Raw genomic sequence first — 23,377 nt, 5'->3', positions numbered from 1 at the left:
CATGTCGTCGCGTACGTACGTATGCCTCCTGCGGGGGAGTCCGCGCCCGCCGGGTCAGTCCTCCAGGGCCCCTGGCACCTCGGCGCGCGACGTGAGGTCCAGCTTGGCGAGGATGCGTTCGAGGTGCGTGTCGGCGGTCCGCTTGGAGATGACCAGGTGTTCGGCGATCTCCCGGTTGGACAGGCCCCGCGCGACGAGCGCGGCGACCTCGCGCTCGCGCGGGGTGAGGACGTCGGCGGCGCGGCCCCGGCGGGCGCCGGGCACGTACCGTGCCGCCGCGGGCGCGTCGAGGTCGGCCCGCACCGCCTCCAGGACGTCCGTCCCCGTCAGCCGCGCCCCGAGACCGTGCCAGCGCGCGAACGCCGCTTCGCCGAGCGCGCCGCGCACGGCCCGCTGCACCGCCTCCTGCTCGTCCAGGAGCGAGGGCAGCATGGCCACCGGATCCCCGGTGAGCCGCCGCGCGCTCTCCGCGTACCCCAGCAGCCAGGCGGCGCGGGCGTACCGTTCCTGCCCGGCCGCGAGCCCGGCGAGCCCCAGGCAGCACAGCGCGGCGACCAGGACGTCCCCGACCTCGCTCACGGCGTCCAGGGCCTGCCGCAGCGGCGGGGCGCTCTCGTCGTGCCGCCCGGCCAGCCACAGGACGATGCCCTGCACCATCAGCGTCGATGCGTAGAGCTGCCGGTCCCCGGTGCCCTTGAGGTGCGCGAGCCCGGCCGCGCACAGCTCCAGGGCGCCCTCGACGTCGCCGAGCACGGCCCGCAGGAGCGCGCCCTCGTAGTGGACCACGCCGATGCCGAGCGCGTCCCCGGCCGCCACGATCCGCCGCCGCCCCCGCTCCAGCATGGCCAGGCCCTCCTCGACCTCGCCGCACAGCGCGCGCATCGCCCCCAAGTACGGCTCGGTGAACAGCACCACGCGCGGCTCGCCGCAGCGCACCGCCACAGCGCGCGCCTCCTCGAAGAGGCCGGGCGCCGCCGCGAGATCGCCGCTCCACACGGCGAGGACCCCGGAGAGGAACAGGCCCCAAGCCCGCTCGCCGCAGTCGTCCGGCACCAGATCGAGCCCCTTGTCGATCCAGTACCGCCCCTCCGACAGCGTCCCCGCGGCCCGCCAGAACGGCGCCAACTGCGCCGCCAGCCACAGGCCTTGCGGGGCGCGCTCCGGCGTGGCGAACGCGTACCCCAGGGCCGCGCGGAGATCGGCGACCGCCTCCCGCGCCTCCCGGTAGAGACCGGCCTGCGCCGGGGTCAGGAGCTCGTCCCACAGCCGCTGCCCCAACTCCTGGTAGTGCGCGAAGTGCCGCTCCCGCACGCTCGCGGCGCCGCCCGGGCGACTCGTGCCGTCGGCGAGCCGCTCCCCGCCGTAGGCGCGGATCGTGTCGAGGAGGCGGTACCGTCCCGCGCCGCCGCCCAGGTGCTGCACCACCGACTTGTCGACGAGCCCGACCAGCGCCTCCAGGACGTCAAGGGCCGCCAGTTCGCCGCCCGCGCACACCCGCTCCGCCGTCGCCAGCTCGAAGGGTCCCGCGAACACCGAGAGGCGCGCCCACAGCAGCCGCTCCGAGGGCGCGCACAGCTCGTACGACCAGTCGATCGCCGTACGCAGCGTCTGGTGCCGGGCGAGCTCCGTGCGGCGCCCGCCGGTGAGCACCCCGAACCGCTGGTCGAGGCGCGCCACGAGCTGCGCGAGCGGCACGGCCCGCAGCCGTACGGCGGCCAGTTCGAGAGCGAGGGGAATGCCGTCGAGGCGCTCGACGAGCGCTCCCACCTGCGCCCGGTTGGTGTCGTGGACGGTGAAGTCCGGTACGACGGCGGCCGCGCGCTGCGCGAACAGCTCCAGGGCGTCCTCGGCCGGGAGCGGCGCGAGCGGCAGACACCGCTCGCCCGGCACGTCCAGGGGCTGGCGGCTGGTGGCGAGGACGTGCACGCCCGCGGCCTCCCGCAACAGCACGTCACAGAGCAGCGCGCACGCGTCCACGAGGTGCTCGCAGGTGTCCAGGACGAGCAGCAGGCGGCGCGCCCGCAGATGGGCCACCACCGCGTCGAGCGGCTCCATCCCCGGCTGCTCGGGCAGGTCGAGCACGGCCGCCAGCGTCGCGGGCACGAGCTCCGGGTCGCGCAGGCCCGACAGCTCCGCGAGCCACACCCCGTCGGGGAAGTCCTCCTTGACCTCGGCGGCCACGCGCAGCGCCGTGCGGCTCTTGCCGACGCCGCCGGGCCCCACGAGGGTGACCAGCGGAGCCCGCGCGAACGCCTCCTGGACCAGGGCGAGGTCGTCCGCCCGCCCGACGAAACCCGTCCGCTCCACGGGCAGTTGCCCGCCGCGCCGCTGCGTGAAGCCGAATCCCATACGTGGTCGAACCTTCCGGTCGAGGAGGTGACAGGCCTCCTGGACCGGCCTTCCACCCGCCTTCCACGGTCCCATCCGGGTGTCGTGCTCCGCAGGGCATAGCGGCGCGTCGGTGGTGATCGAGTTGAGTTCGACGCCTTCCAGTTCGAGGGACTCCGGTGTGGGCGGCCCTCAGGCCGCGGTCCCGATGAGCGAGCGGGCCGTGGGCGCGAGCCGCAGCAGGTGCGGGGGAGCCGTCTGCTCCCGCTCGATGCCCGGCAGGATCTCGTCCCGGACGAGCGCCTCGGCTTGTACGGCGGCGAGATGGCGGCGGCAGGCGGCCTCGTCCGCGTACGACGTGATGACGACGGCGGCGTTCTCCCCGGTGCGCACGGGAAGCCGGGCGAAGGTGTTGGGGGCCGTCTCGGTGGTGAGGGCGGCGAGGGGCGCGGGCCCGGTGGCCTCCAGAGCAGGCAGCAGCCCGTCCCGGACCAGCTCGACGCCCGCGTCCCGACCGGGCGGGAAGGACCAGACGGTGGCGGACACGAAGCGGTCCGGCGCGGCCGCGCGGCGCCCGGGGCGGTCCGACGGGCGCAGCGCGAGGCCGCTCCCGCCGCTCTCTCCGGAGAGCGGGCGCAGCAGCAGGACGTCGTCGGAGTCGACCATGGTGGTGTTCGCCCGCGGCCCGTGCTCGGCCCAGACGGGACCCCCGTAGAACGACGTCAGCGCCCGGTGGCGCGTGGCCATGTCGCGGAACCCGCGCAGCCACACGAAGCGGTCCGGGGCGTCCAGGTCGCGGAACTGGCCGAGGACGACCATCCCGGTGTCCTCCTGGGTCTCGACCAGCTCCCGGTCGAACAGCTCGATGAGGTCGTCGCGGCGCCCGGGGCGGAGCGTGTACTGGCGGAACTCGATCACGCAGGGGCGATCGGCGGATTCGGCGTGGGGCATCAGGGCTCCTGGCAGGTGAGCGGGAAGCGGGTGCGGGCCGACGGTAGGGGAGGGGCGTGCCAGGGGCTGTCAGGGTTTCGCGGGAGGATGCGAATGTGTGTCAGCGGGAGGATGCCCGCACGTCTGTCAGCGGGGGGATGCGCGGATGTCTGCGAGTCGACTGCTTTCGGTGCTGCTGTTGTTGCAGTCCCGCGGCCGCATGTCCGCGCGCGGGATCGCCGACGAGCTTCAGGTGTCGGTGCGCACCGCCTACCGCGATCTGACACGGCTCCAGGCCGCCGGGGTCCCGGTGTACGCCGAGCCGGGCCGCGGGGGCGGCTACCAGCTGCTCGACGGCTACCGCACCCGCCTCACCGGCATGAGTGAGGGCGAGGCGCGGGCCCTGTTCCTCGCCGGGCTCCCCGGCCCCGCCGCCGACCTGGGCCTCGGCGACGAGGCGGCGGCCGCACGGCTCAAGCTGCTCGCCGCGCTGCCCGAGGGGCCGCGCGCGGCGGCGGAGCGGACCGCGGCGGTCTTCCACGTGGACGCGCCCAGCTGGTACCGGGAGCCGGAGGAGACGCCGTACCTGCCGCTGTTCGTCGACGCGGTGCTCACCCGGCGCGCGGTGGACGTGCGCTACCGCCGCTGGCGCGCGCCGCAGGAGGTGCGCCACCGGCTGCGCCCCTACGGCCTCGTGCTCAAGTCCGGTGTCTGGTACGTGGTGGCCGCCCGGGCGGAGGGCCGCGTCGCCACCTACCGGGTCACCCAAGTCCTGGACGCCGTACCGGCCGACGAGCGGTTCGAGCGGCCGGAGGACTTCGACCTCGGCGCCCACTGGGCCTCCTACGTCGACGACTTCCAGCGGCGGCGGTACACCGGCACGGCCACCGTGCGGCTCTCCCCGCGGGGGCGTCGGCGGCTGCCGGACAACGTGCCGCCGGAGGTGGTGCGGGCCGTCGACGCCACCGCGCGCGAGGTCGGCGACGAGGGCTGGGTGGAGGCGGACATTCCGATCGAGGGCGTGGAGCACGCCCTCGGCGAGCTGCTGCGGCTCGGCGCCGACGTGGAGGCCGTCGCCCCTGCGGCGCTGCGCGAGGCGATGGCGGCGACCGCGGGCGCGCTCGCCCGGACGTACGGGGTGGTCGGCTGACGCCGCTACAGCTGCCGCAGATGGTCCCGCAGGGCGCGGGCGACCTGGGCCATCAGGGCGTCGGCACCCGGCTGGGCGCCCGCCGGGACCAGGGACTCGGTGAGGGCGGCGATGGCGAAGGCCTGGCCGTCGGCGTGCTCGACCACGCCGACCTCGTGGCGCAGGTTGAGGAGGGTGCCGGTCTTGGAGGACCAGGTCGTCGCGTCGGAGCTGAAGTCCGGGGTGAGCCGGTGCCGGATCAGGTTGTTGCCCATGAGCTCGCGGACGCGCCCGGCCACCTCCGGATGGATCGCCGACGGCGTCCACAGGGCCTGGAGCAGGTCGACGTACGCGCGGGCGCTGCCGGTGTTGGCGCGGGTCGTGTCGAGCTGGGGCAGCCGGTGGCCGCGGCCGCTGGTGCCCGCGTCGATGGCCAGGGCGTGGGCGAGGTGGACCTGCGCGGCGGCGAAGCGCTCGGTGGGGGTGTCGGACAGCTCGCGCGTGTCGTGCCGTACGGAGAAGCCGCGCAGGCCGAGGTCGTCGAGGACGGCGGCGACGCGGGCGGGCGGCGTGAGGTCGAACAGCGCGTCGGCGGCCGCCCCGTCGCTCACGGACGTGCTCAGGTACAGCAGGTCGTCGATCGCGATGCGGGCGGGATGGCGGAAGCGGCTCACGCCGGTGGGGCCCGGCGTGGTGATCCGGCCGGGCTGTACGTCCAGGGCCGTCGCCCCGTCGAGCTCGCCGCGCCGGATGCGCTCCGCCGTGGCGAGGGCGAGCGGGATCTTGACCAGGGACGCGGCGGGCAGCTGCGTGTCGGGTTCGAGGCCGAGTTCGTCCCCGGTGTGGAGGTCGCGTACGAGGAAGCAGCCGTGCAGGCCGCCGTCGCGCAGCTCTTGGCGCAGGTCGCGCAGGAGGGCCTCGGTGTTCACGTCGTCTTCCCTTCCGCGGCGGTCGGCCGGATGCGCGCACGGATCGTCTGGATCTCTGGTGCGGTCGTCCGGCCGCCCGCGGTGTCCGGCCGGACGTCCGCTGTGGCCGTCCCGGTGTCCCTGGCGGCTGCCCGGGTGTCCGCGGGGACCGCCTGGACGTCCGCGCCGAGGCAGCGGCCGATGGCTTCGCCCAGGCGTGCCCGCAGATGCCGCGGGTTGCCGTCCGCCGCGGCGGTCAGGGCGAATCCCCGGCTGAGCGCGAGCTCGCCGATGGGCCGCCAGACCAGGCCGAGCTCCGCGGCCTGCGCGGGCGAGCACAGGAGCAGGTCGTGGCCGCCCAGGGCCTCGGCGGCGGCGCTCGTCAGGTCCGCGGCGGCGACGAGCTGGGCGGGGCGCAGGCCCAGCGCGTCGCGCAGCCGTGTCAGCGGGTCGCGGATGTGCGGCACGTCGTCCTCCGGCTGGATCCAGACGCGGCGGGCCGGCCCTGTCGTGCCGCGGCCGAGCCGCAGCGTCTCCAGATAGACGCGCCGCACGCCGGGGTCCCGTGCGGTGGCGAGGCCGAGGGGCACGGACCACACGGCCTCGTCGGCGGGCACCGCGAGCAGCGCCGCGCGCACCTGCTGGGCGTGGATCAGCTCCCGGCGCTGCGCGGGCGGGGCGACGCGCAGGTCGAGCGTGACGCCGTGCTCGCGCGCCTCGGCGACCAGGCGGGCCAGGGCCGCGGTGGGGCAGATCCCCGGCACCGCGAGCCGCCACGGCTTGCGGTGGGCGGCCTCCGCCTCGCTGAGCAGCACGTCGGCGGCCTGCACGAGCTGCCTGGCCGTCGGCAGCAGGTCCCGGCCGAAGGGGGTGAGGACGGCGCGCCGCGAGGTCCGCTCGAACAGCGGCTCGCCGAAGCGCTCCTCGAGCGCGGCGACGCGGCGGCTGGCCACCGACTGGGACATCCGCGCGGCCGCGGCACCCACGGTGAAACTGCCGCGCTCGCTGACGCTGACGAACGCCCGGCACGCTCCTACGAGATCCACAGCCCGCACCCTATGCCAGAACAGCATGAAACCGCGCGTAAGCGTATTGGACCGCATGGGAGCACGGGGCGAGGGTGGTCCCGGCACTGATCACCACACGTCGGGACGGGGCGTCACGCCCCGTTCCCCGTGCCCCGCCCGCGGGGCTCCCTGGAGGTTGACCATGCAGCACTCCCGCGTCCGGCGCGCCGCCCTCGGCGCTCTCGCCACCCTCGTGCTCGTCCCGCTGGTGGCGTGCGGCCAGGGCGAGGCCACGGCATCGGCGGCCGAGCGGTCGCCCGCAGAGCGGCCGGAGAAGTCCGCGCCGAAGGGGAACCCCGCCTCGTACGCCCGCGCCTTCAAGAAGCTGGAGCGCAAGTTCGACGCGCGGCTCGGTGTGTACGCACTCGACACCGGCACCGGCCGCGAGGTGGCGTACAACGACAGCCGCCGCTTCGCGTACAACTCCACCTTCAAGGCCCTGGCCGCGGCGGAGATCCTGCGCAAGTACGCACCGGACGGGCTTGAGCAGGTGGTGAAGTACTCCAAGGACGATCTGATCGCCAACTCTCCGATCACGGAGAAGCACGTCGACACCGGCATGACCCTGCGCGCGCTGTGCGACGCCGCCGTCCGCTACAGCGACAACACCGCGGCGAACCTGATGTTCGACAAGCTCGGCGGCCCCAAGGGCCTGGACGCCGCCCTCGAGCGGATCGGCGACGACGTGACCCGGATGGATCGCGTCGAGCCGTTCCTGAGCCGGTGGGTGCCGGGCGAGAAGCGGGACACCAGCACGCCGCGCGCCCTGGCGAAGGACCTGCGCGCGTACGTGCTCGGCGACGTCCTCGCCGAGCCCGAGCGCGCCCAGCTCGCCACGTGGCTGAAGACCAACACCACCGGGGACCACGTCATCAAGGCCGGGGTCCCCAAGAACTGGGTGGTCGGAGACAAGACGGGAACCGGCAGCTACTACGGCGCCCGCAACGACATCGCCGTCGTGTGGCGCCCCGACGCGGCTCCCCTCGTCGTGGCGATCCTGTCGCACCGCGGCGACAAGGACGCCGCCCCCGACGACAAGCTGATCGCCGAGGCCGCGTCCGTGGTCGCCGGTTCGCTGTCGTAGCCGCCACCAGGGAGCCGCTGATGAACGACACCGAAGGAACTACCACCTACGGCCGCGGAGCACCTGCCCGCAAGGCCCGCAAGGTCCGGGTGGCCGTCGCGGCGGGCGTGGCCGTCGCCCTCGCCGCCGGTACGGCGTACGCCGCGGAGCTCGGGCCCTTCGCGCCGAAGGAGCCGCAGGCCGCGCCCGAGGCCGGTGCGAAGGCGCGGGCGTTCCTCGCCGACTGGTCGGCGGGCCGTCTGGCGCGGGCGGCCCGGCTGACGTCGAGCCCCGAGCAGGCGGAGCGCGTCCTGCGCAACTTCACCGCCGGGCTCGACATCGGCAAGCCCGCTCTGCGGGCGGGCGAGGCGACGGCGGGCGAGGACGGCACGGTGACGGTCCCCTTCACCGCCAAGATGCCCGTCACCGGCCTCGGCACCTGGACGTACCGTTCCCAACTGCCCCTGCGCGAGCGGGGCGACGGCACCTGGGCCGTGGACTGGAAGCTGTCGGTCGTCCACCCGAGGCTGAGCGACACGCACAAGTTCCGCCTGGAGCGCGAGGACGCCTCCGGCGTCCGGGTCAACGACCGGAGCGGGGCGGCGCTGTCCGGCGACACCCATCCGTCCCTCACCCCCGTCCTGGCCCAGCTGTCCGGCGCCGCCGGGGCCGGGCCCCGCGGCGCGATCCACCGCGTCGACCGGGCCAGCGGCGCGGTCACCGGCACAGAGGCCACCTTCGGCGGCAAGCGCGCCGAGGCTCCGAAGGGCCCGGTCGCCACGACCCTCGACCCCGCCTGGCAGTCCGCCGCCGAGCGGGCCCTCGCGGCGAAGGCCAAGGGCAAGGCCGCCGCGCTCGTCGCCCTGCGGATCGACAACGGCGAGATCCTGGCCGTGGCCAACTCCCCGGCCACCGGCTTCAACCGGGCCTTGTCCGGCACCTACGCACCCGGCTCCACCTTCAAGATCGTCACCACGGGCGCGCTGCTCCTCAAGGACGCCGTCGAGCCCGGCGACACCGTGGACTGCCCCCGCTACCTCACCGTCGGCAAGCAGTTCCACAACGTGGAGAAGTCCGAGCACCGCGGCGCCAGCTTCCGCGAGGACTTCGCCGAGTCCTGCAACACCGCGTTCATCAGCCTGCGGGGCAAGCTCGCCGACGACGGTCTCGGCGACGTCGCCGAGCGGTACTTCGGCATCGGGCAGCGGTGGCGCACGGGCGTGCCGACCTTCGACGGGGCCGTGCCCGCGCCCCGGGACGAGACCGAGAAGGCCGCGGCCATGATCGGGCAGGGCCGCGTCCTCGCCAACCCGCTGGTGATGGCGTCGGTGACGGCCACCGCCGCGTCCGGCACCTTCCACCAGCCCACCCTCACCCGGGGCCAGAAGGACACGACCAGGACCGAGGACCTGCCCCGCGACGTCGTCACCCGGCTGCGGGCCCTGATGCGGACGACCGTCACCGACGGCACCGCACGGGGGCTCGCGGGGCTGCCCGGCGCGGTCGGCGCCAAGACCGGCACCGCCGAGGTCGCCGAAGGCACCCCGAACAACGGCTGGATGGTCGCCCACCGCGGCAACGTCGCCCTCGCCGTCGTCGTCGAGAAGGGCCGCACGGGCGGCGCCTCCGCGGGGCCCGTCGTCAAGGAGGTGCTCGCCGCCGTGGACTCCGATCCTTCCTGACGGCCGTGACGCATGCCCCGAGGCGACAGTCGCGAGGCCCGGCCCGTGGTGAAAGCCGCGACGTCCGCCCCGTCGTGACAGCCGTGTCAGCGCTCGTGTCAGGGAGGTGACAAGGGGGTGACAGGCCCGACCGCGACGGTGGGGGCATGAAGAGTTCGGCAATCGCAGTCTCGGGGCTGCGCAAGACGTACGGCGACAAGGTCGTCCTGGACGGCATCGACTTCGACGTCACCGAGGGATCGGTCTTCTCCATGCTCGGCCCGAACGGGGCGGGCAAGACGACGACGGTGAACGTCCTGGCGACGCTGGCCACCCCCGACGCGGGGACGGTCCGCGTCGCCGGGCACGACGTGGCGACCGCGACCAGGCAGGTGCGCGCTGCCATCGGCGTGACCGGGCAGTTCGCCGCCGTGGACGAGCTGCTCTCGGGCCGCGAGAACCTCCAGCTGATGGCGGACCTGAAGCGGGTGCGCTCCGGCGGCCGGGTGGTCGCGGACCTCCTGGAGCGGTTCGACCTGGTGGAGTCGGCGGACAAGATGGCCGCGACCTACTCCGGTGGCATGCGCCGGAAGCTGGACCTGGCGATGACCCTGGTCGGAAGGCCGCGGATCATCTTCCTCGACGAGCCGACGACGGGCCTCGACCCGCGCAGCAGGCGCACCATGTGGGGCATCGTCCGCGAGCTCGTGGCCGAGGGCACCACCATCTTCCTCACCACCCAGTACCTGGAGGAGGCCGACCAGCTCGCCGACCGGATCGTCGTGCTCGACCACGGCCGTCTGGTCGCCCAGGGCACCCCCGACGAGCTCAAGCGCAAGATCCCCGGCACCCACGTCCGGCTCCGGTTCACCGACCGGCCCGCACTCGACGCGGCGGCGCGGATCCTGCCCGGGGCCGCCAGGGACGAGCAGGAGCTGATCCTCCGCGTGGCCGGCGACGGCGAGTCGAAGTCGCTGCGGGCCCTGCTCGACCGGCTCGACCAGCACGCGGTCAACGCCCAGGAGTTCTCCGTGCACACGCCGGACCTCGACGATGTCTTCCTCGCCCTGACCGGGCGCCCGTCCACGGAGGCGATCTCCCAGTGAGTACTGTCACGACGGCCCTGGCCGATTCGACGATCATGCTGCGCCGCAATCTGAAGCACACTCTGCGCAACCCGCTGGTGCTCTTCAACGCGGTCCTGTTCCCGATCGTGATCATGCTCATGTTCGTCAAGGTCTTCGGCGGCGCCTTCTCCGTCGGCGACGACTACGTCGACTACGCGACGCCGGGCATGCTCGTCATGGCCGTCAGCTACGGCCTGGGGTCCACCGCGGCCGCCGTGCACGACGACATGGCGAAGGGCATCATCAACCGCTTCAAGGCCATGGACGTGTCCCGGGGCGCGGTCCTCACCGGCCAGGTCGTCGTCACCACCGTGCGCTGCCTGGTGGCCAACGCGGCCATCGTCGGCGTGGCCTTCGCCATGGGCTTCGACCCGGCGGCGAGCGCCCTCGACTGGCTCGGCGTGCTCGGTCTCGTCGTCCTGCTCACCTTCGGCGCCAGCTGGCTCACCGTCGCCCTCGGCCTGGCCGCGAAGAGCGCGGAGTCGGCGGGCCTCGCCACCGTGCCGCTGATCATGCTGCCGTTCCTGAGCAGCGCGTTCGTCCCCGCGGACACGATGGGGGCGGGCGTGCGGCAGTTCGCCGAGTACCAGCCCTTCACCCCGATCATCGAGACGCTGCGCGGCCTCCTCGCGGGCGACCCGTCGACCGGCGACGCGCTCGCGGCCGTCGCCTGGTGCCTCGCCCTCGCCCTCGTCGGCTACGCCTGGGCGGTCGCCACGTTCAAGAAGCGAGCGTGACCCCGACAAGGTCGGACCAGTCGGTCCCCGCCCCCTCCCGAGCCGCCTCGGCGAACCGCGCGTCGCCGAGGCGGCTCCGCGCTTCCCGTTCGATCCGCTCCGCGTCCGGGTGGGAGCGGTCCGGCAGCCCGCGCACCTCCGTGCTCGCCGCGAGCAGCCGTGCGGCCTGCTCGTGCTCGTCCCGGCGCAGGGCCAGGTCCGCGACCCCGACGAGCACCTGCGCCACCAGCGGCGCGTGCCCCGATGCGGAGGCCGCCGCGCAGGCCGCCGCGCGGTGCGCACGCGCCTCTTCGAGGTCGTCGGCGAGGTAGGCGAGCAGGTCGTGCGTCACCGCGCGGATGCTCGCCTGCTCCGCCTCGTTGCCCAACACCGCTGCTACGAGGCTCAGTTGCTGCCGTGCCTCGTCGGCCCGGCCGTCCCAGCGGGCGAGTTCCGCCTTCGCGAGGGCCAGCAGGGCGAGGGCGCCGGGCCAGGTCACGCCCTCCGCGCACCGCTGGGCCTCGGCGAGGGCGGCCGCCCCCGCGGTCTCGTCGCCGTGCAGCCAGTACAGCTGCGCCTGCCGCGACCGCAGCCGGATGACGTCCTCCGCGGCGCCGATCTCGGTGACGACCGCGATCGCCTCCTCGTAGTACGCGCACGCGGCGGCGAACTCGCCGCGCACGGCGCTCCGTTCCGCCAGCTCGCTGAGGGCGAACGAGATCCCGAACCGCTCGCCGAGCGCCCGGAACTCGGTGAGCGCCCGCTCCAGGTACGGGTCCGCGTCCTGCCCCTTGTGGCCGAGCACGATGCGCATCTTGCCCAGGTGCAGCCGGGCGAGGGCGCGCACCCAGGGGTCCTCGTCGTCGAGCAGCGCCTCCCACGCGGGCAGGAACGCGCCGGGCTCCCGCAGCATGCGTTCCATCGGGGCGACGAGCCCGATCGCCGGGTGCCGGTGCCGGCCGTCCCCGCCGCCGAGGCTGAACCGGTACGCCTGGTGGATCCACTCCGCGGCCGAGTGCTCGTCGCCGAGGCCCGAGGTCACGAACATCGAGCCCAGGGCGTACGCCGTGGCCCGGAACCCGTCGCTGACCTCGCCGGGCGTCCTGGTGGCCGCCGTGATCAGCTCGATGCCCTCGGTCTTGTGCCCGCTGAGCCACCAGTACCAGCCCGCGCCCGCCGCGAGCCGCATCGCCGCCTGGGCGTCGCCCGCCGCGAGCGCGCCGCGCATCGCCGCGCCGATGTTGTCGTGCTCGGCCCGCAGCACGGCGAGCCACTCCAACTGCTCGGCGCGGCGCAGATGCGGCTCCGCGGTCTCGGCGAGTTCGGTGCAGTACGCCAGGTGCGCGCGGCGCGTCCGCTCCGCCTCACCGGCCTCGGCCAGGCGGTGCCCGGCGTACTCCTTGATCGTGCCGAGCATGCGGTAGCGCCCGTCGCTCTCGGCGCGCACCAGCGACTTCTCCGTCAGCGACGTGAGCAGCTCCAGGACCTGCTCCTGCTCGACGACGGTGACGGCGGCGCCTGCGGCGGCCTCTGCCTCTGCGTCCATGTCTGCGTCTGTGCCTACGGGGTCCGCGCCCGCGCAGACCCGTTCGGCCGCTTCCAGGCTCGCCCCGCCCGTGAACACCGAGAGCCTGCGCAGGACCGCCCGCTCGGGCCCGGTGAGCAGCTCCCAGCTCCAGTCGACGACCGCGCGCAGCGTCTTGTGGCGCGGAAGCGCGGTGCGGCTGCCGCTGGTCAGCAGGCGGAACCGGTCGTCGAGCCGGTGGGCGAGCTGGTCGAAGGACATGGTGCGCAGCCGGGCCGCGGCCAGCTCGATCGCCAGCGGCATCCCGTCGAGGGCCCGGCACACGCGCACCATCGTCGCCAGCGTCGGGGCGTCGACCGCGAGGTCACGGCGCACCGCCCCGGCCCGGTCCCGCAGCAGCCGGACGGCGGGCGAGGACTCGATCGCGCCCGGGTCCGCGTCCTGCTCCGGCAGGGCCAGCGGCTCCACCGGCCACAGCGCCTCGCCGGTGATGCCGAGCGGCTCCCGGCTCGTCGCCAGGATCCGCAGCCGCCTGCACTCCCCGAGCAGTCGGTGGGCGAACACCGCGGCGGATTCGACCACGTGCTCGCAGTTGTCCAGGATCAGCAGCGCGTCCCGCTCGCGGATCGCGGCGACGAGCCGGTCCGTCAGCTCCGCGTTCGGCGACTCGCCGAGCAGGGTGTCCCGCAGGTCGAGCGCGGCGAGCGTCGCCTGTGCCACGTCGCCGTCCGGGCCGACGGCGGCGAGCTCCACCAGCCAGGCCCCGTCCGGCACGTCGTCGAGGAGGGTGCGCGCGGTCTCCGTTGCCAGCCGGGTCTTGCCCGCGCCGCCCGGCCCGATCAGGGTGGTGAGCCGGTGCTCGGCGACGAGTTCGCGGACCGCGGCGACGTCGGCGCCCTTGCCGACGAACGTGGTCAGCTCGGCGCGCAGATTGGTCCTGCGGCCCGCCTCACGCCGCTCCGGCTTCGGCTCGCCGCGCTCCAGCTCGCCCCGCAACAGCGCGACGTGCAGCGCGGCCAGGTCCGGCGAGGGGTCGACGCCGAGCGCGTCGGCCAGGGCCTCCCGCGCGCGCTGGTACGCCTGCAGCGCCTCGCTGTCGCGACCGGCCGCGACCAGGGCGCGCATCAGGGCGGCGACGAGCCGTTCCCGCACCGGGTGCGCGGCCACCAGATCGGTCAGCTCCGTGACCAGCTCCGCGCCGTGCCCGAGGGCGACCTCCGCGTCGACGCGCTCCTCCGTGGCGTTCAGGCGCAGTGCTTCGAGCCGTACGGCGGCGCCGTCGCACGCTTCGCTGTCCTGGAGGCCGACGTCCTGCATGGCGGCCCCGCGCCACAGGCCGAGGGCCTCGCGCAGGAGCCGTACCCGCCGGGAGGTGTCCTCGGCGCGGGCCTGGCCCGCGGCGACGAGGCGTTCGAACCGCACGGCGTCGACGGCGTCGGGCTCGATGCGCAGTCGGTAGCCGTCGGGCTGGCCCTCGATCACGCCGTCCGGGAGCAGCTTCCGCAGCCGGGACACCAGGCGTTGCAGGGCGTTGGTCGCGTCGGCGGGCGGGTGTTCGCCCCAGATCCAGTCGACGAGCGACGCCTTCGGGACCACGCGCCCCGGTGTGAGGGCGAGGGCGACCAACAGCCCGCGCAACCGTGCGCCCGGCACGTCGGCCACGACGCCGTCGTCCGTGCGAACCTCCAGTGGACCCAGCATCCCGATCTGCACCCGGTGATTTTGCCATGCTCACGGCCGGGTGATCGGTGCGAGGGTGCGGGCCGGAGTCCGACCGCCGCTGGTCCGGGCGTTACGAGGCCTTCTCCGGGCCGAGCTGATGGCCTTCGGAGGCTGCCCGGTGCGCGGAGGCGACGATCTCTTGGTCGATGGCCCGCTGCTCGCGGGTGTCGTGGGCGTCAGCGCGGCGCAGGGCCGCCGCGCTGCGGTGCAGTCTGGCCTCGCTGGAGGCGATCAGGGCCTGGGCCCGTGCGATGTGTTCGTAGGACCGTTGCCGCTCGGCGGGCACTACTTCGCGTAGGGCCCGCCCCTGTCGGTCGGCTCTTCCCTCGCGGGCGTCGAGGTCGCGTTCGCGCTCGTCCGCGTCGGCCTCGCGTGCGTCGGCGGCGGCTTCGCGGGCGTTCGCGGCGGCCTCGCGCACGTCGGCGACGCGGTCGCGTTCGTTCGCCTCGGCGTCGCGCAGGTCGGCGGCGGCCTCGCGGGTGTTGGCGGCTTCGTCGCGCACGTCAGCACTGCTTTCGCGTGCCTCCGCCGCGGCGTCGCGTGCGTCGGCGCGGAGTTCGCGCTCGTCCGCCGCGGCTTCTCTCGCGTCGGCGGCGCGCTCCCGTTCGTCGGCGGCCTCCTCACGCTCGCGCAGGAGAACTTCTCGCCGCTCGGACAAGCCTTCGTCTCGGCGCGGCTGATCGGCCGACGCTGCAGTGTCCACACCACCAGTATGCTGCGCCGCGGCCCCGAGGAGAAGCGGACGAGTGATGCCCACGCCCCCCCACGGGTGAGGCTCAGCGCATCAGGGCCGCCCGTGCCGTGGTCAGGGCCCCGTCGGCGTAGCCGCGGCCGAAGAGCACGGTGTGCACGAGGAGCGGGAAGAGCTGGTGCAGGCCGACGCGGTCCCGCCAGCCGTCGGCGAGCGGCGCCGCCCGCTGGTAGCCGTCGAGGATCCGCTCCAGGTGCGGACAGCCGAACAGGTCCAGCATCGCGAGGTCGGTCTCGCGGTGTCCGCCGTGGGCCGCCGGGTCGATCAGCCAGACGTGTCCGTCGGCGCCCCACAGGACGTTGCCGTTCCAGAGGAAGGCCTCGACGAGGGCGTGCCCCGCACCCCGTCGACCGCGAGCCCGACGACCTTCCGCGCGTGGTGCGAGCGGGTGCTGCGCCCGGCCGTGGCCGCCTGAACGCGCGAGCGCGGGCGCTTCCAACGGCCGCGCCCGCCGCCCCCTCGCGCCCCGCTGCGCGCGGGACCCCTCCCGAACCCCGCGCAGGACACTGCGACGGCGCACAGGGACGAGGCACGGGGTCCGACGGCGGACGCCTGCCGGAGGGGGACGGGCATCCGCCCCGGACCCCGTCGCCCGTGTGCGTGCCGACCGACGACGTCGACACAGGACGGGGCGGGCCGATGGCGGTTTCCCGGTTACGGACCGACGCGGTGACGAAGGGCCGGCTCGGCCCGCGCGTCATCGCCGACCTCAAGGCAGGGCTGTGGCCGGTCGACTGCCAGAGCTGCGGCGAGCCGCTCGGGCGGTGGACGGCGGCCGCGCTGGAAGTGGCGGCGGACGACGGCTTCGCCGCCGCCTCGCTGCACCACCCGCGCTGCCGCCGCCCGGGCTGGCAGGACCGGCCGTCCGCCGCGGCCGCCGAGCAGCCGCTCCTGTCGTGGCGGGCGGGCTGCGTGCTGTTGCCCCCGGGCGGCGTGCCGACCTTCTTGGTGAACCCGTCGTACGAGTGCGCGCTGCTGCGCAGGGCCGCGGACAGCGGCTGGCGCGTGGCCACGCTCGACCCCTTCGTCCTGCTGGGGCTCGTCCTTGACTTCCCGTCACGGCGGCCGCCCGTGGTCCCGGCCCTGTCCGCCGCGCTCGACGGGGACCGGATCTCCGTCGACGTACGGTACGACGGCGCCGTCCTGCACGCCTGGCACGACGTCCCGATCGACGCCGAGATCGCCGACGCGGTGCGGGAGTCGGGGGACGTCCTGGTCGCCGTGACGACGCTCCTGGACGTGAGCAAGCCCTTTCCGCTCGACGTGCTGCTCACGCTGGTCGGGGCGCGCAGGGTGGCGCTCGGCCCGGCGCGGCTCACCTCGGTCCGCTCCTCAGGGCCCGCCCAGGCGCTCAGGGGCGACGACTTCTCCGCGGACGTGCACCGCAGATCCTTCGCCGCCGCCTACGGCCTGATCAGCCTGTCCCGACCGCCGCGGGACGCCGACGTCGCGGCCGCGCTTGCGCTGTGCGAGGGCGACGAGCGGCCGGTGCGGCAGCTGCGCGGCCACGCCAAACTGACCGCGCTCTTCCTGGTGAGCCACCTGTACGCGCTCGGCTCGCGGGACGCCGGGCGCACGGCCCGCGGGGGCGGCGGCGTCCACGTCATCGTCCCGGACGCCCACCGAGCCAAGGAGTACGCCGACTTCTTCGCCCCGCTCTTGGAGCGTACGAAGGCGATGACGGTCGCCCGCCTCGGCGCCGAGCCCCTGTCGGCGGAGGGCGCCGCGGCGTACCTGGCGGACATCGTCATTGGTACGGAAGAGGAGTTCGCCGCCTGCTGTGCCGCGTACCGCGACGCGGGCCCGGACTTCGCCCGCCACGCCGGGCGCGGCCAGCTGGCCCTGCTCGTCGAAGGGGCCTGCGCGGATCCGGGGCTCGCGGCGATCACGCGCCGCTATCCCCGGCTGGCCGCCGTGTGACCACCCCTCAGGGCGCCGGGGCGTCCATGAACTTCCCTTGGCGCGTGGGCCTTTCGGCGGAGACTTTTCGGCGTTCCCGCCTATCGCGTCGAGCGGTAGTGAGGTTAGCCTAACCAAATATTGCTCTCGGGTGCGAGGGGATGTTGGGTGATCACTGTGGCTGTATTAGGTTAGGCTTACCTAACCGATACGGGGGGAGTCGCCCATGCCTGACCACATACCCGGCGCCCGCGCCGCGCTAGCCGACAGAACCGCCCTGGTCACCGGGGCGGGTCAGGGCATCGGAGCGGCGGTCGCCGAGGCGCTCGCCGCCGAGGGAGCCCATGTGGTGGCCACCGACCGCACGGCCGACGGCGTCAAGGCGCTGGCCGCCGACTGGGCCGCGGACCCGGCCCGGTGGGGTGGGGGCGCGGGCACCGTCACCGCCGAGGTCATGGACGTCACCGACGCCGCGTCCGTCGAGGCCGTGGTGGCGGCGGCCGAGCGCGCGCACGGCCCGCTCGACATCCTCGTGAACGTGGCCGGAATCCTCCGCCCCGGACCCGCCGCCGAACTCACCGACGCCGACTGGGCGGACACCTTCGCCGTGAACACCAGCGGCGTCCTCCACACCGCACGCGCCGTCACCCCGGGGATGGCCGCGCGCGGCCGGGGCTGCGTCGTCACCGTCGGCTCCAACGCCGCCGGGGTGCCCCGCACCGGCATGGCCGCCTACGCCGCGTCCAAGGCCGCGGCCGCCATGTACACCAAGTGCCTCGGCCTGGAGCTCGCCCGCAGCGGCGTGCGGTGCAACGTCGTCGCCCCCGGCTCCACCGACACCGCCATGCAACGCGCCCTGTGGACCGACGAGGCCGCCCCGCAGCGGGTCATCGACGGCGACCCCGCCACGTACCGCACCGGCATCCCGCTCGGCCGGATCGCGGAACCCCGGGACATCGCGGACGCCGTGGTCTTCCTCGCCTCCGACCGGGCGCGCCACATCACCATGCAGGAGCTCTACGTCGACGGCGGCGCCACGCTCCGCTGACGCGCCGCCGCACCGGCCCCATCGGCCCCCTGTCCCCACCGCCACAACGCCCTCCTTCTTCAACAGCACACCCACGCCCACCGTGTCCGTACGCCCGCACGCCCACGGACCGTGAGAGAAACGGAGACCCTCGTGTCGACGGCACCCGATGTCGCCACGCACGTCCCGGCCCCGGCCGCCCCCACCAGGGCAGCGGACCCGGCCCGCCGGACGGTGGAAGCCGACCCGGCGCATCCCGCCGTGGGGGCCGCCACCGCGCTCCTCGCGGACTACGCGCCAGGTGCCCGCTTCCTCGGCACCCCCACCCGGACCCTGCTCGGACAGGGCGTCCACAGCGAAGTGCCGCACGACGAAAGACCGTTGGCCGCACGCGTCGCGGACACCCTCGCCGCCGCCAGGGAAGCGGGCGCCGACGCGCCCGTCGTCATCGGTGCGGTGCCCTTCGACCAGGGCGCACCGGCGGCGCTCGCCGTGCCCGTCGCCCTGCACACCGCGCCGCCGCTGGCCGCCGACCCGCTCGTCGCCCTGCCCGCCCAGGCACCGGCCGCCGCCGACTGGCGCATCCGCCAGGTGCCCGCGCCCGAGCACTACGGCGCGGCCGTCGGCGCCGCCGTCGACCGCATGTGGCGGGGCGAGTTCAGCAAGGTGGTGCTCGCCCGCACCCTCGAACTCGACACCCCCGACAGCGCGGAGCCGGTCGACATCGCCGCGATGCTCCAGCGCCTGGCCCGCCGCGACCCCACCGGCTACACCTTCGCGCTGCCCACGGGCCCCGAGCGCACCCTCATCGGCGCCAGCCCCGAACTCCTCGTGTCACGGCGCGGCCGGCAGGTCGTCGCCAACCCGCTCGCCGGATCCATCCCGCGCAGCGACGACCTGGCCGAGGACGTGCGCCGCGCGGCGGCCCTGCTGCGGTCCTCCAAGGACCTGCACGAGCACGCCGTCGTCGTCGACGCCGTCCACCAGGCGCTCGCCCCGTACTGCGCCGACATGACCGTCCCCGCCGCGCCCACTCTGATCCGCACCGCCGCCATGTGGCACCTGTCGACCACCGTCACCGGCACCCTCGCGCGGCCGGGGACCTCCGCGCTCGAACTCGCCTGCGCCCTGCACCCCACCCCGGCCGTGTGCGGCACGCCGACCGACACCGCCCGCGAGGTCATCCGCGAGAGCGAGCCCTTCGACCGCGGCTTCTTCACCGGCATGGTCGGCTGGGGCGACGCCTCCGGCGACGGCGAGTGGGTCGTCACCATCCGCTGCGCGGAGGCCGAGCGGAACTCCCTGCGCCTGTACGCGGGCGCGGGCGTCGTCGCCGCGTCCGAGCCGGCGGCGGAGACCGCGGAGACCGCCGCGAAGTTCCGTACGTTCCTCGCCGCCGTGGGGGCCGAGCTGTGACCACCGAGACGCCCCCGACCGCGGGGCCCCGGACGCCCACCTGGCCCGAGGAGTTCGCCGCCCGCTACCGCGCGGCCGGATGGTGGCGCGGCGAGACCTTCGGGACCATGCTGCGCGAGCGCGCCACGGCCCACCCGGACCGGACGGCGATCGTCGACCCCGCCACCGACCGCCGCTGGACGTACGGCGAACTCGACGCGCGCGCCGACCGGCTCGCCGCCGGGATGCTCGCCCGCGGCATCGAGCCCGGCGACCGCGTCGTCGTCCAGCTCCCCAACATCGCCGAGTTCTTCGAGGTGGTCTTCGCCCTCTTCCGGATCGGCGCGCTGCCGGTCTTCGCGCTGCCCGCGCACCGCGAGACGGAGATCGCCTACTTCTGCCGCTTCACCGAGGCCGCCGCCTACGTCATCGCCGCCGAGCACGGGGGCTACGACTACCGCGCCCTGGCCGCGACCGTCCGCGCCGAGGTGCCGACGCTGCGGCACGTGTGGGTCGCCCAGGGCGAACCGGGGGAGTGCACGGCCCTGGACGACGTGCGCGCCGATGGCGAAGGCCCCGCGGAGCTGCCCGCGCCCGCGCCGCAGGACCTGGCCTTCCTCCAGCTGTCCGGCGGCAGCACCGGCGTGCCCAAGCTGATCCCGCGCACCCACGACGACTACATCTACTCCCTGCGCGGCTCCAACGAGCTGTGCGGCGTCGACGAGCACAGCGTCTACCTGTGCGTGCTCCCGGCCGCGCACAACTTCCCGCTGTCGTCGCCCGGAACGCTCGGCGCCCTGTACGCCGGGGCCCGCGTCGTGCTCAGCCCGAGCCCGGACCCCGAGACCGCCTTCTCCCTCATCGCGCGCGAAGGCGTCACGCTCACCGGCCTGGTGCCGCCGCTCGCCCTGCTGTGGACCCAGGCCGCCGCCACCACCGCCCACGACCTGAGCAGCCTCGACGTCCTCCTCGTCGGCGGCGCCAAGTTCAGCGAGGAAGCGGCCCGGCGCGTCCGTCCGGCCCTCGGCTGCACGCTCCAGCAGGTGTTCGGCATGGCCGAGGGCCTGGTCAACTACACCCGCCTGGACGACCCCGAGGAAGTCATCGTCACCACCCAGGGCAGGCCGATCTCCCCCGACGACGAGATCCGCGTCGTCGACGACGCGGACGACGACCTGCCGCCCGGCTCCACCGGACACCTCCTGACCCGCGGCCCGTACACCATCCGCGGCTACTGGAACGCCCCCGAGCACAACGCGCGCTCCTTCACCGCGGACGGCTTCTACCGCACCGGTGACATCGTCCGCCTCACCGACACCGGCCACCTGGTCGTCGAGGGCCGCGCCAAGGACCAGATCAACCGCGGCGGCGAGAAGATCGCGGCCGAGGAGGTCGAGAACCACCTCCTGGCCCACCCCGCCGTCCACGACGCCAACGTCGTCGGCGAGCCCGACCCGTACCTCGGCGAGCGCACCTGCGCCTATGTGATCCTGCGGCCCGGAGCCGAGCCGCTGAAGCCCTTCGCGATGAAGCGCTTCGTGCGCGAGCGGGGCCTCGCCGCGTACAAGGTCCCCGACCGCGTCGAGTTCGTGGACGCCTTCCCGCAGACCGGCGTCGGCAAGATCTCCAAGAAGGACCTCAGAGCGGCGGCCGCCGAACGGCCCGCCACGCCCTGACGGGCCCGGCCCCTCACCTCCGACCCACTGACCCACACCCGGACGGAACGCACCGCACCATGGCCCTGCCCACCATCACGCCCTACCCCATGCCCGTCGCCGCGGACCTGCCCGCCAACCGCGTCGACTGGAAGGTCGACCCGGCCCGCGCCGTGCTCCTCGTGCACGACCTGCAGAACTACTTCCTGTCCGCGTACGACGCCGGGGCCGCGCCGGTGCCCGAACTGCTGCGCAACGTCAGCGCCTTGAAGGAGCGCGCGAACTCCGTCGGCATCCCCGTCGTCTACACCGCGCAGCCCGGCGGCCAGACCCCGGCCGAACGCGGCCTCCAGCAGGACTTCTGGGGCCCGGGCCTGCCGGACGACCCGCAGGCGGCGGCCATCGCGGGACCCGTCGCCCCGGGCCCCGGCGACCAGGTCCTCACGAAGTGGAAGTACAGCGGGTTCGTCCGGACGTCCCTCGCGGACGACCTCCGCGCCCAGGGCCGTGACCAGCTGGTCATCACCGGCGTCTACGCCCACATCGGCGTCCTGATGACGGCGTGCGACGCCTGGATGCGCGACATCCAGGCCTTCGTGGTCGCCGACGCCGTGGCCGACTTCTCCGCCGACGACCACGCCATGGCCCTGCGCTGGGCCGCGGGCCGCTGCGCCGTGGTCACGACCACGGACGAGGTCCTGAAGGGCGCCTGACCACCGACGCGCCCCTGAATTTCAGATGCTTCGCAGGTGCGTCGGTCCCTAGGCTCCCCGCCATGGACAGCAACGGCACCGACCACCTCCTGAACGTCGTGGACGTCGAGGCCACGTGCTGGCCCGGCTCACCGCCGCCCGGCGCGGTCAGCGAGATCATCGAGATCGGCCTGACCGTCGTCGACCTGGCCGCCGGGCGACGCGTCGCCCGGCACCGCGTCCTCGTACGCCCGGAGCGCTCCACGGTCAGCGACTTCTGCACGGAACTGACCGGCCTCAGACAGCACGAGGTCGACGCGGGCGTCCCCTTCACCGACGCCTGCCGACTCCTCGCGGCCGAGCACCGGGCCGGGGTCAGGGCCTGGGCGAGCTGGGGCGACTACGACCGCCGCCAGTTCGCCCGGCAGTGCCGGGCCACCGGCACGCCCTACCCGTTCGGCGCGCGCCACATCAACGCCAAGGCCGTCTTCACGGCCGCGCACGGACTGCGCAAACGCCCCGGCATGGCGCAGGCCCTGCGCATCGCCGGGCTGCCCCTCGAAGGCCGGCACCACCGGGGCGAGGACGATGCCTGGAACATCGCGGCGCTCGTCGTCGGTCTCGTGGGAGCCGGGAGCTGGCCGTGAACCAAGGGAGTGCCAAGGGGAGTTCAAGAATTTCCCACTGGTCTACACCTTGACTGGTATAGACCAAGGCGGGTTGACTGCGCCCCAGTCCGTCTCGGCCCCCCAGCGTGGCTCGCTGCCGCATCGAGGAGTGAAGAGATTGAACGAGCGCAAGCCAAGAAGAGGTGTCACCGCCCGGTTCCGCGAACGCGCGCGGCGGCTGCGGCCGTTGCTCGCGGCCTCGGCGGCCACCGGCGTCGCGGCCCTCCTGGCCACCCTGCTTCCCGCGTCGACCGCGGCCGCCGCCCCGGCCGCGGCCCCCGCCTGCGCCACCGCCTGGGACTCGGGGTCGGTCTACACCAACGGCTCCACCGTGTCGCACGGGAAGCGCAACTGGCAGGCCAAGTGGTGGACCCGGGGCGAGACCCCCGGCACCACCGGCGAGTGGGGAGTCTGGGTGGACAAGGGGGAGTGCGGCACGGGTGGCGGGAACCCCGACCCGGGCGGCTTCGTCGTGAGCCAGGCCCAGTTCGACCAGATGTTCCCGAACAGGAAGCCCTTCTACACCTACCAGGGCCTGGTCGACGCGCTGAAGGCCTACCCGGAGTTCACCAAGACCGGCAGCGACACCGTGCGCAAGCGCGAGGCCGCGGCCTTCCTCGCCAACGTCAGCCACGAGACCGGCGGCCTCGTCCACGTCGTCGAGCAGAACCAGGCGAACTACCCGCACTACTGCGACAAGACCCAGCCCTACGGCTGTCCCGCGGGCAACGACGCGTACTACGGGCGCGGCCCCATCCAGCTGAGCTGGAACTTCAACTACAAGGCCGCGGGTGAGGCGCTCGGCCTCGACCTGCTGAACAACCCCTGGCTGGTCGAGCGCGATCCGTCCGTGGCATGGCAGACCGGCCTGTGGTACTGGAACACCCAGAAGGGCCCGGGCAAGGTGACGGGCCACCAGGCCATCGTCGACGGCCACGGCTTCGGCGAGACCATCCGCAGCATCAACGGCACCCTGGAGTGCAACGGCGGCAATCCGGCCCAAGTGCAGAGCCGGATCAACCGCTACCAGCAGTTCGTCCAGATCCTCGGCACCACCCCGGGCGACAATCTGAGCTGCTGACATCATCCCGAGCCGCCGCGCCCCGCCGGCACG

The 23,377-nt window shown here is 74.4% G+C and carries 18 protein-coding genes and 1 pseudogene; 12 read left to right on the top strand and 7 right to left on the bottom strand.

Going from position 1 to position 23,377, the window contains the following annotated elements:
- Nucleotides 1-54: 54 nt before the first annotated feature.
- Entirely contained in the window at nt 55-2,349 is a 2,295-nt protein-coding gene (locus IG74_RS0102835; protein ID WP_030668983.1) for an ATP-binding protein, read from the bottom strand.
- Nucleotides 2,350-2,520: 171 nt separating this feature from the next.
- Complete coding sequence (locus IG74_RS0102830; RefSeq protein WP_030668979.1) at nt 2,521-3,279, bottom strand: NIPSNAP family protein; 759 nt, start codon at nt 3,277-3,279, stop codon at nt 2,521-2,523.
- A gap of 145 nt (nt 3,280-3,424) precedes the next feature.
- Between IG74_RS0102830 and IG74_RS0102825 the strand changes: the two genes are divergently transcribed.
- On the top strand, nt 3,425-4,408 hold the full coding sequence (locus tag IG74_RS0102825) for a helix-turn-helix transcriptional regulator (RefSeq protein ID WP_030668976.1): 984 nt from the start codon (nt 3,425-3,427) through the stop codon (nt 4,406-4,408).
- A 5-nt stretch (nt 4,409-4,413) separates the two neighbouring features.
- On the opposite strand, the gene IG74_RS0102820 is transcribed toward IG74_RS0102825, so the two are convergent.
- Nucleotides 4,414-5,316 (bottom strand): serine hydrolase, encoded by a 903-nt coding sequence (locus IG74_RS0102820; RefSeq protein WP_030668973.1) that lies wholly within the window; start codon nt 5,314-5,316, stop codon nt 4,414-4,416.
- Nucleotides 5,313-6,341 carry a LysR family transcriptional regulator gene (locus IG74_RS0102815; protein WP_234334189.1) on the bottom strand — a complete coding sequence of 343 codons (1,029 nt, stop codon included), beginning with the start codon at nt 6,339-6,341 and terminating at the stop codon, nt 5,313-5,315. Before IG74_RS0102815 ends, IG74_RS0102820 begins: the two co-directional genes overlap by 4 nt.
- 163 nt (nt 6,342-6,504) lie before the next feature.
- On the opposite strand from IG74_RS0102815, the gene bla reads away from it, so the two are divergent.
- From bla to IG74_RS0102795, 4 genes are all read left to right on the top strand, one after another.
- Nucleotides 6,505-7,446 (top strand): class A beta-lactamase, encoded by a 942-nt coding sequence (gene bla / locus IG74_RS0102810; protein WP_030668968.1) that lies wholly within the window; start codon nt 6,505-6,507, stop codon nt 7,444-7,446.
- A 20-nt stretch (nt 7,447-7,466) separates the two neighbouring features.
- Nucleotides 7,467-9,107 (top strand): penicillin-binding transpeptidase domain-containing protein, encoded by a 1,641-nt coding sequence (locus IG74_RS0102805; RefSeq protein WP_030668965.1) that lies wholly within the window; start codon nt 7,467-7,469, stop codon nt 9,105-9,107.
- Nucleotides 9,108-9,253: 146 nt separating this feature from the next.
- A complete protein-coding gene (locus IG74_RS0102800) occupies nt 9,254-10,192 on the top strand; it encodes a daunorubicin resistance protein DrrA family ABC transporter ATP-binding protein (RefSeq protein WP_030668963.1) in 939 nt (312 codons plus the stop codon).
- The gene (locus tag IG74_RS0102795) at nt 10,189-10,950 is read left to right on the top strand and encodes an ABC transporter permease (protein WP_030668960.1); all 762 of its coding nucleotides are present in this window, start codon (nt 10,189-10,191) and stop codon (nt 10,948-10,950) included. Before IG74_RS0102800 ends, IG74_RS0102795 begins: the two co-directional genes overlap by 4 nt.
- Here the strand turns inward: IG74_RS0102795 and IG74_RS0102790 are convergent.
- The 3 genes and pseudogenes from IG74_RS0102790 to IG74_RS45435 all read right to left on the bottom strand — a co-directional run.
- Complete coding sequence (locus IG74_RS0102790) at nt 10,934-14,167, bottom strand: BTAD domain-containing putative transcriptional regulator (protein ID WP_030668958.1); 3,234 nt, start codon at nt 14,165-14,167, stop codon at nt 10,934-10,936. The two genes, IG74_RS0102795 and IG74_RS0102790, sit on opposite strands and share 17 nt — an antisense overlap.
- Nucleotides 14,168-14,246: 79 nt before the next feature.
- On the bottom strand, nt 14,247-14,834 hold the full coding sequence (locus IG74_RS52655) for a hypothetical protein (RefSeq protein ID WP_051854477.1): 588 nt from the start codon (nt 14,832-14,834) through the stop codon (nt 14,247-14,249).
- 118 nt (nt 14,835-14,952) lie between these two features.
- Nucleotides 14,953-15,240 (bottom strand): annotated as a pseudogene (locus IG74_RS45435) (fructosamine kinase family protein); the annotation flags it as partial.
- 356 nt (nt 15,241-15,596) lie between these two features.
- Between IG74_RS45435 and IG74_RS45430 the strand changes: the two are divergent.
- The 7 genes from IG74_RS45430 to IG74_RS0102740 all read left to right on the top strand — a co-directional run bounded on the left by IG74_RS45430 (nt 15,597) and on the right by IG74_RS0102740 (nt 23,344).
- On the top strand, nt 15,597-16,847 hold the full coding sequence (locus tag IG74_RS45430; RefSeq protein ID WP_037824322.1) for a hypothetical protein: 1,251 nt from the start codon (nt 15,597-15,599) through the stop codon (nt 16,845-16,847).
- Between the two features lie 205 nt (nt 16,848-17,052).
- Nucleotides 17,053-17,874 (top strand): 2,3-dihydro-2,3-dihydroxybenzoate dehydrogenase, encoded by an 822-nt coding sequence (locus IG74_RS0102770; RefSeq protein WP_030668949.1) that lies wholly within the window; start codon nt 17,053-17,055, stop codon nt 17,872-17,874.
- Nucleotides 17,875-18,006: 132 nt separating this feature from the next.
- The gene (gene dhbC, locus IG74_RS0102760) at nt 18,007-19,269 is read left to right on the top strand and encodes an isochorismate synthase DhbC (RefSeq protein WP_078868531.1); all 1,263 of its coding nucleotides are present in this window, start codon (nt 18,007-18,009) and stop codon (nt 19,267-19,269) included.
- Nucleotides 19,266-20,924 (top strand): (2,3-dihydroxybenzoyl)adenylate synthase, encoded by a 1,659-nt coding sequence (locus tag IG74_RS0102755; RefSeq protein ID WP_051854476.1) that lies wholly within the window; start codon nt 19,266-19,268, stop codon nt 20,922-20,924. The genes dhbC and IG74_RS0102755 overlap by 4 nt, the downstream gene beginning before the upstream one ends.
- Nucleotides 20,925-20,983: 59 nt before the next feature.
- The gene (locus tag IG74_RS0102750; RefSeq protein ID WP_030668942.1) at nt 20,984-21,616 is read left to right on the top strand and encodes an isochorismatase family protein; all 633 of its coding nucleotides are present in this window, start codon (nt 20,984-20,986) and stop codon (nt 21,614-21,616) included.
- Nucleotides 21,617-21,678: 62 nt separating this feature from the next.
- Nucleotides 21,679-22,242: a 3'-5' exonuclease gene (locus tag IG74_RS0102745; protein WP_030668938.1), complete on the top strand. Its 564-nt coding sequence runs from the start codon at nt 21,679-21,681 to the stop codon at nt 22,240-22,242.
- Between the two features lie 199 nt (nt 22,243-22,441).
- Nucleotides 22,442-23,344 (top strand): glycoside hydrolase family 19 protein, encoded by a 903-nt coding sequence (locus IG74_RS0102740; RefSeq protein ID WP_030668934.1) that lies wholly within the window; start codon nt 22,442-22,444, stop codon nt 23,342-23,344.
- Nucleotides 23,345-23,377: the final 33 nt, after the last annotated feature.

This window comes from Streptomyces sp. NRRL B-1347, from assembly GCF_000720325.1.
GTDB lineage: Bacteria > Actinomycetota > Actinomycetes > Streptomycetales > Streptomycetaceae > Streptomyces.
The sequence above is the reverse complement of the archived record's forward strand: the minus strand, read 5'-3'. Positions and strand labels throughout refer to the sequence as shown.